Origin of the sequence: Bifidobacterium angulatum DSM 20098 = JCM 7096 (assembly GCF_001025155.1) — a bacterium.
Classification (GTDB): Bacteria; Actinomycetota; Actinomycetes; order Actinomycetales; family Bifidobacteriaceae; genus Bifidobacterium; species Bifidobacterium angulatum.
Map to the genome: position 1 here is coordinate 758134 of NZ_AP012322.1, position 13942 is coordinate 772075.

The 13942-nt window shown below is 60.4% G+C and carries 10 protein-coding genes; 6 read left to right on the forward strand and 4 right to left on the reverse strand.

All coding sequences use genetic code 11. The features are described 5' to 3' along the window. Positions 1-2: 2 nt before the first annotated feature. The 5 genes from BBAG_RS03060 (at position 3) to BBAG_RS03080 (ending at position 8159) form a co-directional block, all read left to right on the forward strand. Positions 3-1280 (forward strand): class I SAM-dependent RNA methyltransferase, encoded by a 1278-nt coding sequence (locus BBAG_RS03060; protein ID WP_003825965.1) that lies wholly within the window; start codon positions 3-5, stop codon positions 1278-1280. Positions 1281-1289: 9 nt separating this feature from the next. Then, positions 1290-1874 (forward strand): type 1 periplasmic-binding domain-containing protein, encoded by a 585-nt coding sequence (locus tag BBAG_RS03065; protein ID WP_003825967.1) that lies wholly within the window; start codon positions 1290-1292, stop codon positions 1872-1874. A gap of 137 nt (positions 1875-2011) precedes the next feature. Further along, entirely contained in the window at positions 2012-4474 is a 2463-nt protein-coding gene (locus tag BBAG_RS03070) for a cation-translocating P-type ATPase (RefSeq protein WP_003825970.1), read from the forward strand. A 213-nt stretch (positions 4475-4687) separates the two neighbouring features. After that, on the forward strand, positions 4688-7387 hold the full coding sequence (gene acnA, locus BBAG_RS03075; RefSeq protein WP_003825974.1) for an aconitate hydratase AcnA: 2700 nt from the start codon (positions 4688-4690) through the stop codon (positions 7385-7387). 385 nt (positions 7388-7772) lie between these two features. Further along, on the forward strand, positions 7773-8159 hold the full coding sequence (locus BBAG_RS03080) for a VOC family protein (RefSeq protein WP_003825975.1): 387 nt from the start codon (positions 7773-7775) through the stop codon (positions 8157-8159). A gap of 13 nt (positions 8160-8172) precedes the next feature. Here BBAG_RS03080 and BBAG_RS03085 read toward each other — a convergent pair whose 3' ends face one another. After that, on the reverse strand, positions 8173-9549 hold the full coding sequence (locus BBAG_RS03085) for an MATE family efflux transporter (protein WP_033508216.1): 1377 nt from the start codon (positions 9547-9549) through the stop codon (positions 8173-8175). Then, entirely contained in the window at positions 9525-10175 is a 651-nt protein-coding gene (locus tag BBAG_RS03090; RefSeq protein WP_033508350.1) for a sugar O-acetyltransferase, read from the reverse strand. Before BBAG_RS03090 ends, BBAG_RS03085 begins: the two co-directional genes overlap by 25 nt. A 156-nt stretch (positions 10176-10331) precedes the next feature. On the opposite strand from BBAG_RS03090, the gene BBAG_RS03095 reads away from it, so the two are divergent. After that, positions 10332-11381: an AraC family transcriptional regulator gene (locus BBAG_RS03095; protein ID WP_003825981.1), complete on the forward strand. Its 1050-nt coding sequence runs from the start codon at positions 10332-10334 to the stop codon at positions 11379-11381. Position 11382: 1 nt separating this feature from the next. On the opposite strand, the gene BBAG_RS03100 is transcribed toward BBAG_RS03095, so the two are convergent. Together BBAG_RS03100 and BBAG_RS08635 are read right to left on the reverse strand one after the other, a co-directional pair. Continuing rightward, positions 11383-13488: a GmrSD restriction endonuclease domain-containing protein gene (locus BBAG_RS03100; RefSeq protein ID WP_033508214.1), complete on the reverse strand. Its 2106-nt coding sequence runs from the start codon at positions 13486-13488 to the stop codon at positions 11383-11385. Positions 13489-13571: 83 nt separating this feature from the next. Then, positions 13572-13913: a histidine kinase gene (locus BBAG_RS08635; RefSeq protein ID WP_003825986.1), complete on the reverse strand. Its 342-nt coding sequence runs from the start codon at positions 13911-13913 to the stop codon at positions 13572-13574. Positions 13914-13942: the final 29 nt, after the last annotated feature.

Sequence of the window (13942 nt, forward strand, 5' to 3'; positions counted from 1 at the left end):
CAATGCAGGCTGAGGTTCGTATCGAACGATATGCCGATCAGGGCCGTTGCGTGGCTCATATCGATGGGCGCGTGGTATTCGTGCGCTTCGCGTTGCCGGGCGAGCTGGTGCGTATCGAGCTTGATGAGCCGCATGATCGTGACGAGCGTTTCTGGACGGGCGAAGTGGTCGAGGTCGTGCAGGCCAGCGACGATCGCATGGAACCCGCGTGGGCTCTTGCCGGGCCCCTGGCTATGGGCGGGGGCGTAGGCGGCGCCGACCTGGTGCATGTCTCCCTGCCGGGGCAGCTTACCTGGAAAGCGGTGACGATCAGCGAGCAGATGAAACGTCTTGGTCACGTGGACGTGACCGTGCCTATCAGCCGTGCCGACGGCGATGAGGAGCTAGGCGGATTGCATTGGCGTACCCGCATCGAAATGATTGCGGACGACAACGGCAAACCGTCCATGCGTCGGCGTGGAACGCATGTGCGTGTGCCGTTGACCACCATGCCGTTGGCTACGAACGCATTGCTTGATGTGGCGGCGGCGAATGGAATCTGGGATGGCGGGTTCGAACCGGGGTCGCAGATTCGCCTGTCCGTTCCCGAGCCGCGTCAGGCTGTGGGGGAGAGCGATCATAGCGATATCGGCAGCAACTATGCGGTGCTGGTGGACGGCGAGTTGCAGGCCGGAACCCGCCAGCTTACGGAACGGGTTACGGTGGCCGGGCGCGAATTCTCCTACATGGTGGATGCCAATGGTTTCTGGCAGGTGCACCGTCAGGCGCCGATCGCCTTGGCCAATCATGTCATCGATCTGGTGCGTGGTGAAATGGATGGTGCCGTTTCGGCCGTGCTGTGGGATCTGTATTCCGGTTCCGGCCTGTTCACGCTTCCGCTGGCGACCATGATCGCCGAACGCACGCGTATGTTCAGCGTCGAAGGCGGTGATGCGGCGGTGAAGAGCCAGCAGCGCAATCTGCGTGCTTTGGGCTTGAACGATGTGGACGTGCGTTGCGGTGATGTGTCGCGTACGCTCGCCCATGTTCCCGCCCATCTGGCTCATCCGGATGTCGTGGTGCTCGATCCGCCTCGCGCCGGGGCGCATGCCAAGGTCTGCCGGCAGATCGCCGAGGCCGGTGCGCGTTCGATCGTCTATATCGCATGCGATTGCACCAGTCTTGCCCGCGATACCGCCACGATTACCGGGCTTGGATATGAGCTGGCGGACATCCACGCCTACGACATCTACCCGATGACCCATCATGTCGAGACGGTGGCGTTGTTCCGCCGCGCCTGACTGCGACCCATGGCTAGAGATATACGATTATTGGCGAGGTGCATCGGCCTCGTGCTGGCGGCGTTGATGCTGGCATCCACCGTCTCCTGCGCCCCGGCCGGTGCCGCGGTGGGCGATGACCGTGCCGGCGATTCGTCGGTGCAGTCAAGTGGCGTGGAACGGGGCGACGTGTCCATTGGTCTGGTCGGCTCATACACCGCATCGGCTGATGACCTGGTGCTGGATGCCTACGATTCGGCTGGATTGAAGGCATCGTATGTGTCGTTGCGCGATACCGCCAGACCGGTGGCCGGCGCCCAGCAGGCCGTGAGGGATCTGGTGTCGAGGCAGGTGACGGTTATCGCTATCAGCGGAATCGATGCATCCCAGGACAAGCAGGGTTGGGCAGCCGCCCTACAGTCAGCCCGGCATGCCGGAATTCCCGTCATGCTCATCAATCCCATATGTACGCCAGCCGATACGCGCCTGTTCGCGGCTGCGCTCACCATCAATGATCGTGCTACCGACGCCATGCCAATCGACAAGGCGACCATGCTGGTGGTTAACGACCGGCCGCACGCACGGAACATGATGGTCACCACGCTGAAGCACTGACAGGCCAGGCAAGCGAGTTGCCGCGGCCTTGTTGCAAAGCATTGCACTCGGTGGGGTGATGTCGTGTCGAATCCGTTTGCGCGACATCATTCCACCGGACGAATGCAGGTGTTGGATACCGGAGTAGGGTAGAGCACATGGAATCTGCAACAACCGTGACCATGCCAAGCTTGGACGAGCCTGGCTTGAGCAAACAAGACGTCGCCGAACGTCAGGCGGATGGGCGCGGCAACGCGGTGAAGACATCATCGTCGCGTTCAATCGTGGACATCATCCGTGCCAACGTATTCACCCTGTTCAACGGCATCATCCTCGGTGCCATGGTACTGGTGCTGCTCACCGGCTCATGGAAGGACGCCGTTTTCGGTGTCGTGATCATCGTGAACACGGGCATCGGCATCGTCACCGAATTGAAATCCAAACGCACCTTGGACAAGCTGTCCATCCTGGTGGCGTCGGACTATCTGGTGCACCGCGACGGCGCGGATATGGAGGTGCCGCACGACGACATCGTGCTTGACGATCTGCTGTGGATCCGTTCCGGCGAACAGGTGCCGGCCGACGGCGCCATCGTCGAGACGTGGGGATTGGAACTCGACGAGTCGATGCTGACCGGCGAATCCCGTACGGTACGCAAGAAGGCTGGAAACGACGTGTATTCCGGTTCCACCGCGGTGTCCGGCATGGCGCTGATCAGGGTCACCGCCGTGGGAGAGCATTCCTATGCGGCGAAGATCACCGCCGAAGCCAAGGTGTTCAAGAAGACCACCTCGGATTTGAACAAGGGCATCAACACGATCCTGAAGGTCATGACCTTCATCGTGGTGCCGTTGTGCGTGCTGCTTGTCTGGTCGCAGATGAACGCGGTTGGCGGCTGGTCGCATGCTCTGGCCACCGGCCAATGGCGGCAGGCCGTGGTTTCCGCCGTGGCCGGCGTGGTGGGCATGATTCCGGAAGGCCTGGTGCTGCTGACATCATTGAACTTCGCGGTTGCGGCCATGCGCCTTGCGCGCAAGAACACGCTGGTGCAGGAGCTCGAATCGGTGGAGACGCTGGCGCGCGTCGACTGCCTGAACCTTGATAAGACCGGCACCATCACCGACGGTGGCATCGCGTTCAACGAGCTGCGGATGCTCGATGGCGATGAAGATGAATCGAACGCCAAGCAGGCCTTGTTCGACCTGTCGAACGAGGAGCAGCCGAACGGTACCGGCAAGGCCGTGCTCGAAGGGCTCGGTCGCGAAGGGTTCGCGGGCGGTGCGGTCCAGGCGCGCGTGCCGTTCTCATCGGCGCGCAAGTGGAGCGCCATCGTCTCTTATACCGGCACATGGTATATGGGTGCCCCCGAGGTCATCATCTCCGCATTGAACGGCGACTACGGGAATGTACTCGACATGGTTACCGAGAACGCCAACGAAGGCAATCGCGTGCTGCTGATCGCCCATCGTTCCGGCCAGCCAGCCGAGGATTTCGCCGAAAACCCGCGACTTGACGCCACAGCCAGACCGGTGGCATTGGTGTTGTGCTCCGAACGCATCCGCTCCGACGCCGAATCCACGCTCCAATGGTTCCGCGAGCAGGGCGTGCGCTGCCGCATCATCTCCGGCGACAATCCGGTGACCGTCGGCGCGATAGCCCGCAAGGTCAAGCTCACCGGCGATCGTGAACCCGTGTACATGGATGCGCGCGAATTGCCCGACGACATCGACGAACTGGCCAAGGTGCTGCAGAACGTGGATGTGCTGGGTCGTGTACTGCCCAATCAGAAGAAGGCCGTGGTGCAGGCCCTGCACAAGGACGACCATGTGGTCGCCATGACCGGCGACGGCGTGAACGACGCACTGGCGTTGAAGGAAGCCGATCTGGGCATCGCCATGGGCAATGCCGCGCCCGCCACCAAGTCCATCGCGCAGGTCGTGCTGGTCGATTCGAAATTCTCGCACCTGCCCGACGTGGTGGCACGAGGACGCCAGGTCATGGCCAATATGGAACGCGTTGCCAGCCTATTCCTCGTCAAAACCGTATATTCGGCGTTGATCTCGCTCGGCGTGGTGCTCACGCAGATCCCGTTCCCGTATCTGCCACGCCACATCACCTACCTGGGGGCCCTGACCATCGGCGTTCCGGCGTTCATCCTGGCGCTCGCACCGAACACACGCCGCTACATCCCCGGTTTCCTCAAACGCGTAGTGCTGTTCGCCCTGCCGGGAGGCATCGCAGTCGCATTGTCCGTTCTGCTGTCCACATGGCTGCTGCCGGGCATCATGCACTGGGATATGACGAATGCCGCCGACCTTACCCAGCTGCGTGCGCTGAACGCCATCATCCTGTTCGTACTGGGCATTCTCGTGCTGGCACGTGTGGCCCAGCCGCTTACCGGCTGGCGTGGCCTTATGGTGCTGGGCTTTACGGTTATCGGTGCGGCCGGTGTGGCCATTCCGTTCGTCAGGCATTTCTTCGCGCTGATCGTGCCGCGTGGCTCCACGCTGATGGCCACGTTGGTCGTGCTTGCCGTCTCCATCGCCATCTTCCTTCTCTGCGTGGGAACGGCGCGCGTGCTTGCCATGCGCAGGCAGGCCGGGAAGGCTGCAAAGGGCTGACGATTTTCCCTTTCCTTTGCGTAAATCGTGTGGGAGCGGCTTATGCTCCCACACGATTTTTCATATGCGCGAGTCGATATGGCAGGCTGCGCATTGTCTCACATCTCAAACCGACACGCCAGAAGCGAAGTAACGTGGCCGTACCATTCGAAGTGTTATATCGACGGAGGTATCACACGAGCGTGTACCACCGCTTATCGCATCGGAGGGAATATGTCCTTGACTGATGATCAGCTGACGACTTTGACCGTGGCTGGCAAGGATTACGACTACTACAACATTGCGAATCTTCCCGGCATCGACCATCTGCCCTACTCGTTGAAGGTCCTCGTCGAGAATCTGGTGCGCAACATCGACGGCGCCAACATCACCGATGATCACGTCAAGGCGCTGCTCGAATGGGATCCGAACGCCCAGCCGAGCCATGAGATCCAGTTCACGCCGTCGCGCGTGGTCATGCAGGACTTCACCGGCGTGCCGTGCATCGTCGATCTCGCCACCATGCGTGATGCGGTCAAGGAACTCGGGGGAGACCCGGAGGTCATCAACCCGCAGGTCCAGTCCGACATGGTGATCGACCATTCCGTGCAGATCGACAAGTACGGCGTGGCCGATGCCGTCGAACAGAACATGGACATCGAATATCAGCGCAACGGCGAACGCTACCAGTTCCTGCGCTGGGGCCAGCAGGCGTTCAGAAACTTCCGCGTGGTGCCGCCGGGAACCGGCATCATCCATCAGGTCAACATCGAATACCTCGCCAAGGTCGTCATGACCAAGGCCAGAGAGAACGGGCATGAGCTCGCCTATCTCGACTCCTGCGTGGGCACCGACTCGCACACCACCACCGTCAACGGACTGGGCGTGCTCGGTTGGGGCGTAGGCGGCATCGAAGCCGAGGCAGCCATGCTCGGCCAGCCGATCTCCATGCTCGTGCCGCGCGTCGTCGGCTTCAAACTCACCGGCTCCATCCCGGAAGGCGTCACCGCCACCGACGTGGTGCTCACCATCACCGACATGCTCCGCCAGCACGGCGTAGTCGGCAAGTTCGTCGAATTCTACGGTGACGGCATCGCCTCCGTGCCGCTGGCCAACCGTGCCACCATCGGCAACATGGGCCCGGAATTCGGTTCCACCTGCGGCATCTTCCCCATCGACGGCGTCACCCTCGACTACCTGCGCTTGACCGGCCGCTCCGAAGAGCAGATCGCCCTTGTCGAAGCCTACGCCAAGGCCAACAAGCTGTGGGGCGACACCACCGACCCGAACTATGTGGAACCGCAGTACTCCGAATACCTCGAACTGGACCTCGGCTCTGTCGTGCCGTCCATCGCCGGCCCGAAGCGCCCGCAGGACCGCATCAAGCTCTCCGAATCCAAGGAAAAGTTCGCAGCCACACTGCCGGACTACGAAACCGACAAAACCGTGCAGGAGCCGGTCTCCGTCTCCACCGACTTCCGTGGCGACTTCGACATCACGAACGGCGACGTGGCCATCGCCTCCATCACCTCCTGCACCAACACCTCCAACCCGTCCGTCATGATCGCCGCCGGCCTCATCGCCCGCAACGCGCACGCCAAGGGATTAAAACCGAAGCCGTGGGTCAAGACCTCGCTCGCCCCCGGCTCCCAAGTCGTAGCCGACTACCTCAAGGCCGCCGGCCTGCAGGACGACCTCGACGCGCTCGGATACCAGCTCGTCGGCTTCGGCTGCGCCACCTGCATCGGCAACTCCGGCCCGCTGCTGCCCGAGATCTCCGAAGCCATCAACGCCAACGACCTGACCGTCACCTCCGTACTCTCCGGCAACCGCAACTTCGAAGGCCGCATCAGCCCCGACGTCAAGATGAACTACCTGGCATCCCCGCCGCTGGTCATCGCCTACGCGCTCGCCGGCACCATGGACTTCGATTTTGAAACCCAGCCGCTCGGCAAAGACAACGACGGCAACGACGTGTATCTGAAGGACATCTGGCCCACCAACGAAGAGGTCGAATCCGTGGTGAACGGCACCGTCAGCCGTGAGATGTTCCTCAAGGACTACGCCTCCGTGTTCGAAGGCGACCGCCGCTGGAAGGGCTTGGAAGTGCCGGAAGGCGAACTGTTCGCCTGGGATGAGAACTCCACCTACGTGCGCAAGCAGACCTTCTTCGACGGCATGAAGGCCACGCCTGATCCGGTCGAGAACATCCACGGCGCCCGCGTGCTCGCGTTGCTCGGCGACTCCGTGACCACCGACCATATTTCGCCGGCTGGCGCGTTCAAGGCCACCAGCCCCGCGGGCAAGTACCTGACCGATCGCGGCGTCGAACCGAAGAACTTCAACTCCTACGGTTCCCGTCGAGGCAACCATGAGGTCATGGTCCGCGGCACCTTCGGCAACATCCGCCTGCGCAACCAGCTGCTCGCCTCCGTCGGTGAAGAAGTCACCCCCGGCGGTTTCACCTACGATTTCCTGGAAGGCAAGCCGACCACTATCTTCGAAGCGTCGCGCGATTACATCGACCATGATGTGCCGCTGGTCGTACTCGCCGGCAAGGAGTACGGCACCGGCTCCTCCCGCGACTGGGCGGCCAAGGGCACGGTCATGCTTGGTGTCAGGGCGGTCATCACCGAAAGCTTCGAGCGCATCCACCGTTCCAACCTCATCGGCATGGGCGTGCTGCCGTTGCAATTCCCCGAAGGCGAATCCTACGAAAGCCTCGGTCTCGACGGCACCGAAACGTACGACATCGACGGCGTCGAGGAGCTCAATAACGGTTCCACGCCGAAGACGGTCCATGTCACCGCCACCCATACGGATGGTGCCAAGACCGAATTCGACGCGGTCGTGCGCATCGACACCCCCGGTGAGGCGGACTACTACCGCAACGGCGGCATTCTCCAGTACGTCCTACGCAACCTGATGAAATAGACAAAGACGGAGTGTCTTCGTCGTTGCTTCTCAGTCGACGTACTTTTGTACGCCTTCCTTCGGTGCGCCTAGAAGACACACGCGTCTTTGTCTATTTACCATGCTGATCCGCTTAGCAGATCAGCGCGCGAGGCGGAATAAGCGGAAGCCCTGCGGGCTTCCGCCCGCCGGAGCCATCCTTATAGTCGAAGGACGGAGCGTCGGCTGCGTTGCTCGGAACTCGACGTACCCTCGTACGCCTTCGTTCCGTGCGCCTTGCCGACGCACGCGTCCTTCGACTATGTACGGGGGTGTCGGCTGCGTTGCTCGGAACTCGACACCATGACGAACTGGCTGGAATCGCAAGGTTCCAGCCAGTTTCGTATACCGGGACTAGAGTGGAGGCATGCTTGACCACATCACGCTCCACGCCTCGGACGCGAAACGCAGCATCGCGTTCTATACGAAGGCCTTGGCGCCACTCGGCTACATTCCCAAAGCCCATCACGAGCCGACCATCGGGTTCGGCGTCGATGACGACACCCCACGTTCCGACTTCTACGTCTCGCCGATGGGAAATCCAGCCCAACAGCCCATCCCAACGCATATCGCCTTCCGCGCGGACAGTGAACAAGCCGTACGTGATTTCCATGCCGCAGCCATTGCCGCAGGCGGCACCGATAACGGCGAGCCAGGCCCTCGCGCCTACCATCCCGGCTACTATGCCGCGTTCGTGCTTGACCCGGATGGCAACAACATCGAAGCCGTTACCGACTGGTCGTACGCCGCATAATCAGCCTGATTCTTCACCGGTCCTTGGCGGAGCGCGTCACATTTCTGACCCAGCGGTATTTACGGTAATGGATCAACGCAGGCACCAGCTTGATGCACTCGTCGGTGTTAAGCAGCGCGTATACCGCCAGCACCGGCAGCTTCAGCACGAAGGCGGCCAACAATCCAACCGGCACGACGATAAGCCACATGACAATCGCATCGCAGACAAGGCCGAACCTTGCATCCCCGCCAGCGGGGAAAATGCCGGCGATGGTCAGATTGGTCATGCACCCGCATGCCGCGTAATACGCGCAGATGAACAGCATGATCGACAGGTAGTGCGTCGACTGCGGCGTCAGGCCAGCCCACCGCAACGCCAACGGCCGCGCCGCAATGATGAGCAGTCCAGTGCCGCCACCCACCAGCGCGACCAGCTTGCAGAGCCGGTCTCCCATGATTCTCGCCTGGTCGAAGGCGTTGCGCCCCAGAAGATTGCCGACAAGAATGCCACCGGCATTACCCAGCCCAAGGCTTAGACACACCAGCAGATCCTTGACGATGTTGGCTACGGAATTGGCGGCCACCGCGTCGGCACCAAGATGCCCCATGATCACGGTATACATGGTGAAACCGCATCCCCATACCAGCTCGTTGCCGAGCACCGGCAGGCTGTAGCGCCAGAAATCCTTTTGCAACGGCACATCCGGGTGCAGCATCATCCGCAATCGCATACGTGGGCGCCCGCTGTGACGGGCCGCTATGACGGACCATGTCAGCTCGATTGCGCGCGAAAGCACCGTGGAAGCGGCCGCGCCAAGAACCCCAAGCTTCGGCATGCCCATCCAACCGTAGATCAGCACGGCATTCATCACGATATGCACGGCCACGCCGACGGTACTGACCATCATGCCCGTTACCGCCGCGCCGACGTTCTTCATCAGGCACAGGTAGATCTGCGACAGCCCGATGAACAGGTACGATACCGACGAGATTCTCAGATACTGGGCGCCGATGGCCGTCAATGCGGCATCGTTCGTCATCACCGACATCAGCTGGTAAGGCAGTAGCAGGGTGGCGGCGAAGAACACCAGTGACAGCAGGCTTGCATACAGCATGATGAAGGCCAGCACCCGTTCGACGGCGTCCGTATCGCCCGCACCCCAGTATTGTGCGACAAGCACGCTCATACCGAGTGTCAGCGCGGCAAGGAATAGGCTGAAGATGAACTGGAACTGCGTGGCAAGCGAAACCGCCGAGAGCTCGTCCTGTCCGACGGCCGTCACCATCAACGTGTCGGCGCAGGACGATAGCGACAGCATAAGCTGCTGGAAGGCGATCGGCAGGGCCAGCGTCAGTACCTGACGCAGGAACATGCGTCTGGGCATCATGCGTTGATTGAATCCTTCCATGCCCGGTACTCCGCGGCCTTGGCCTGCCAATAGGTGCGGTCGTCGTCCGTGATCTCGCGGATCACATGGCATGGGTTGCCCACGGCCACCGAATGGGACGGGATATCCTTGACCACTACGGAGCCGGCGCCGATCACCACATCGTCGCCGATGGTCACGCCGGGGCCGACGACCACATTGCCGCCGAACCATACGTCATTGCCGATGGTGATTGGGCGTGCACCTTCCGGCCCGGATGCGCGTACCGCCGCGTCGATGGGATGATACGGGGTGTACAAGCCTACGCGCGGGCCGAAGAACACGCGGTCGCCGATGGTGATCGGTGCCACGTCAAGGAAGATGCAGTCCATGTTGGCGTAGAAGTTGTCGCCGATATAGGTGTTGCACCCGTAGTCGCAGTTGAACGGCGGCTCGAGGAACGCGCCCTTGCCGAGCGAGCCGAACAATTCGCGGAAGAGACGGTCGCGCTCCTCGAAGGCGTCGTATGCCGACGTGTTGATGGCCTGCACCAGGCGGCGTTTGCGCATGTTCATTTCATGCTGCTTCGGATTGTCCGCAACATATAGCTCGCCGGACAGCATGCGCTCCCATTCGTCCTTCGCCGGTTGGATGTTCGAGTCGGTCATCATAGTGTTCCTTTCATGCTCAGCAGGTAGTTCGACCTTGTCAAACGTTTGACTTACATGTTCCATGTAATGTCACGATTCCACGATGACACACGGTTTTGTTGTAATATCTTGCGAGAAATTGTCACTATCTACCGATTGGGCAGCGGTGTGCGTATGGAGCAGATGGATTTGAAGGAATCATACCCGCAGGGGATCGTACCGACCGCCGAGTGGGGGCGTCTGCCCAACGGTGCGGAGATTGTGCGCTATGATGCGCCGATGTTTTTCTCGTTCACCGAGCATTCGCTGCTGAGCCAATACCCGAATATGCGGGCGGAATGCCACTGGCACATCGACTTTGAATTCACCTATGTGATCCGTGGCCATATGTGGTATTTCGTGAATGGCAAGACCATACGGATTGACGAGGGACAGGCGATTTTCGTCAACTCGCGTCAGCTGCACTACGGATTCACCAAGGATGGCACCGATTGTGAATTCTCATGCGTACTGCTGAATCCGGCACGCATGTGCGCATCCGCGGAGGTATATGAACGATTCATCGCATCGCTGGCGAAGGACGATGCTTTCCCATATGCGGTGTTCCGTTCCGATGGCGGGCATGGTGGAGCTGTCATCGAACAGATTATGCGGCTCCATAATGTGAAATTCGGTCGATTGGACCATACCAAACGCGACGACTTGCCGCCTATGGCGGGAACCATGGCATTGTCTGACGACATGGAATCATTGACCGTGCTGAGCTGTTTTTACCAGATGATCCGCGAACTGACCATGGCTGCGCGAGACAGAGGAAACAACGGCATGACGGTTCCTTCCGTGCGGCATTCGCATGTCATCGCGCTCGGCATGATGTGCGATTTCGTGCGACGGCAGTATACGCGGCAGATCACGTTGGAGCAGATCGCCGAGTCCGGGGCGGTCGGGCGCACCGCCTGCGCGGCGATCTTCCGCGAGCTGCTCAACCAGACCCCAATCGAATTCGTCAATGATGTGCGTGTTCGTTCCGCCGCCAACTTGCTGACGGCTACGCAGCTGCCTATCGCGACCATCGCCTCCCGCACAGGATTCTCATCGACGAGCTATTTCACACGCACATTCCGTCACATCATGCATATCACGCCGTTGCGGTATCGGAATAATGCGGCATGCGGAAGCCCGATGGATTCCGCTTCACAGTCCGTCGTCACCGAATATCGCTGAGTCAGCGCTTTTGCATGCGGTAGGTCTTCCAGATCTCGCTCAGCTTGCATCCATCGGACGTGCGCTTCCACACGCTCAGTCCTGCGCTGGCTCCGCCGACCGCACGCGCGGCGGCGGTGGGGGAGGAATACTCGTTACCGTCCTCCAAGCGGAGCCTGCCGTCATCCGTTACGGTTGCAACCCAGCGCTCGCCCTTACGTGGACGCTCCCACACCAGCGTTTCGCCGGCGATCAGCAAGCCTGATGCCAGCACCTGCGCGATGGTCACACGCTTCGCATTCGGCGTTCTGGACGAAGAACCGTGGGTCAACTGCTGCTCATCGAGAACCGACAGATCGGTATTGCCCTCGTCATAGCGGATATTCCAGAATTCGGCGATCAGCCGTATCGTCTCGTCCTGGCGCCATTGCAGCGTCTTCGCCGTGCAGTCGTCAATATGCGCAAGCTGTTCGGTCAATGGGAACCGTTTCGAACTGGCGGACATCAGCATGCGGTCGCGGCGTTCCTTGAACGTCTGAAGCGGTGTGAGCTGCTGCTCGTTGGCTTGGGTCAGCGCCAGATTGCCGATACGAGCCGACCAGAAATCGCGCACTGATTCCGGCCAAGCGGCAAACGGTGAATCCTTGGCGACACGGTCAGGCAGAATCGGCATAGCATTCAGGCTGCGTGGGCGTGTGATGCGCCCGCCCGCCAGCTGCTCGTTCGCACGAATCAACAGCAGGCGGTTCATTTTCGGATTGGTCTGCAATTCGCCGCGCAAATGCGCCAATGCCGACCTGCGATCCTCGTCGGTAATAAGAAAGCCCTTGTTCTGCGGCATCGTATACCCGCGGTCAAGCCCACGAATCGCATTGGCCATGCGCGTCCGGCGCACCAGCGGGCTTTGCCTGTTCAGACTGTCGACGCCGGTCACACGTTCCAACGCCTGCAGAATCGTTCTCAGACGTGTGCCATCATGCATGCGTATCGGCTCGCGGTTCGTCTGCTTGTCTTCCGTTTCGCCACGGGTAGGCGAACCGGTGACGATCTCGACATCGGCGTTGCCCAGATTGCCAATGGAATGCACCAGCGCCCACATGGCAACGGTTTTCCAATCGCTGGTAGGGTAGTCGTTGAGCAGTACGAGCTGCCTGACCACATCATCCGGCAGCGTGCTGTCGGTCGGCTGGTCAATCACGCGCCAGGCCATGGCATATGGTGCAAGCAGTTCATCGATGAACGAAATAACATGCTGCTCGTTGATATACGGGCTGAGCACATCCTTGCGGAATTCCTCCAGCAGCTGCGTGCACATGGGCTTATGCGAAACAACAAGATGCAGATCCGAGAAGAACTCCTCCAGCACCTGGGCATCGTCGCCAATCGGATCCATAATGTCATCCCAGCGCGCGGCGTACACGTTCCTCGCCGCCGGTGACATTGCCGCAACCACCTTCGCCTTGAACACATCGGATGCGGTCAGCGGCACGCCGCGCATGTTCATCACATCGAAAATACGGTGCGCACCGGCCAGATCGTCGGTGGTCACAATGACCAACGTGACCTGATTGACCAGATATGAGGCGAAGCGATGACGGTCATCGTCATCGAGTTTGGCGAGTTCGTCGAACACCTGACGTGCATTGGTCGAAATATTGTATTGGGCGCGCGTCTCGAAGTCGCCATCCCGAAGATCGAACAGTCCCTCCAAGTCGCCTTCCTGCACATAGCTGCGGAAGAATTCGGCATCGCGGTCGCGGAGCCGAAGACGTGGCTCGGCGGTGATGCCGCGCAGTTTATTGCCCGGCTCCAAAATCAGCTCGTCAAGCTCCTCAAGCAATACCGGGTCGGTTTCCAGCTCGCGAAGCACCGCGATGATGATCGATAAGGAAATAAGACGCTGCTGGCCGTCGATGACCTGATACTTGCAGTCGCCGTTTCTTACCAGAATCAGCGAACCCAGAAAATACGGCGTATTCGCCGAAGCGCTCGCATCCTGCAGATCGCAGACCAATTGCAGAATATTCTCCGCCTGCCACGTGTATGCACGTTGGAACGACGGAATGGTGAACCGGTAGTCCGACATGAATACTCTGCTGAGCGGTTTCTCGGTTGCGCTGATCGCCATATCGTTTCCCCCTTTTGCATCGCGAACCACAACTCGCCCCATTGTAGACGGCGCATGTAACCGGAATGGTCGTGCCGCTCTTATCAGGGCAAAGGCGGAAGATCGGCGCGTTCCACCAAGCGCGCCATCTGCACGCGGCCCATGCACAACTTGTCGCCGGCCGCCTGTTTGCGAATATCCTGCGTCCTTCGTCTTATCGAATCGATCTGTTCGATAAAGTCGTCGGTATTCGCATTGGAACCCAATTGTGCCGTGGATTCCTGAAGCTTGAGGGACTGCGCCTGCAGGGCGCTTGCGTTCAGCGCCATCAGCGACAGGGAATGGGCGAGGGTGTCGTGAGTCTCCGCGGCTATCGCATCCGCAAGCTGTTGATTATTCAAGTCATTGCGAAGGGCCCCCACCTGGTCCCTGGCCGCATCCGCCATTGCATATTCTTCGCTTTGAGACTACTCCA

Bases quoted from the DNA above. Each gene is read 5' to 3' on its own strand.
- BBAG_RS03060 (WP_003825965.1), top strand. From the start codon at position 3: ATGCAGGCTGAGGTTCGTATCGAACGATATGCCGATCAGGGCCGTTGC.
- BBAG_RS03065 (WP_003825967.1), top strand. From the start codon at position 1,290: ATGGCTAGAGATATACGATTATTGGCGAGGTGCATCGGCCTCGTGCTG.
- BBAG_RS03070 (WP_003825970.1), top strand. From the start codon at position 2,012: ATGGAATCTGCAACAACCGTGACCATGCCAAGCTTGGACGAGCCTGGC.
- acnA (WP_003825974.1), top strand. From the start codon at position 4,688: ATGTCCTTGACTGATGATCAGCTGACGACTTTGACCGTGGCTGGCAAG.
- BBAG_RS03080 (WP_003825975.1), top strand. From the start codon at position 7,773: ATGCTTGACCACATCACGCTCCACGCCTCGGACGCGAAACGCAGCATC.
- BBAG_RS03085 (WP_033508216.1), bottom strand. From the start codon at position 9,549: ATGGAAGGATTCAATCAACGCATGATGCCCAGACGCATGTTCCTGCGT.
- BBAG_RS03090 (WP_033508350.1), bottom strand. From the start codon at position 10,175: ATGACCGACTCGAACATCCAACCGGCGAAGGACGAATGGGAGCGCATG.
- BBAG_RS03095 (WP_003825981.1), top strand. From the start codon at position 10,332: ATGGAGCAGATGGATTTGAAGGAATCATACCCGCAGGGGATCGTACCG.
- BBAG_RS03100 (WP_033508214.1), bottom strand. From the start codon at position 13,488: ATGGCGATCAGCGCAACCGAGAAACCGCTCAGCAGAGTATTCATGTCG.
- BBAG_RS08635 (WP_003825986.1), bottom strand. From the start codon at position 13,913: ATGGCGGATGCGGCCAGGGACCAGGTGGGGGCCCTTCGCAATGACTTG.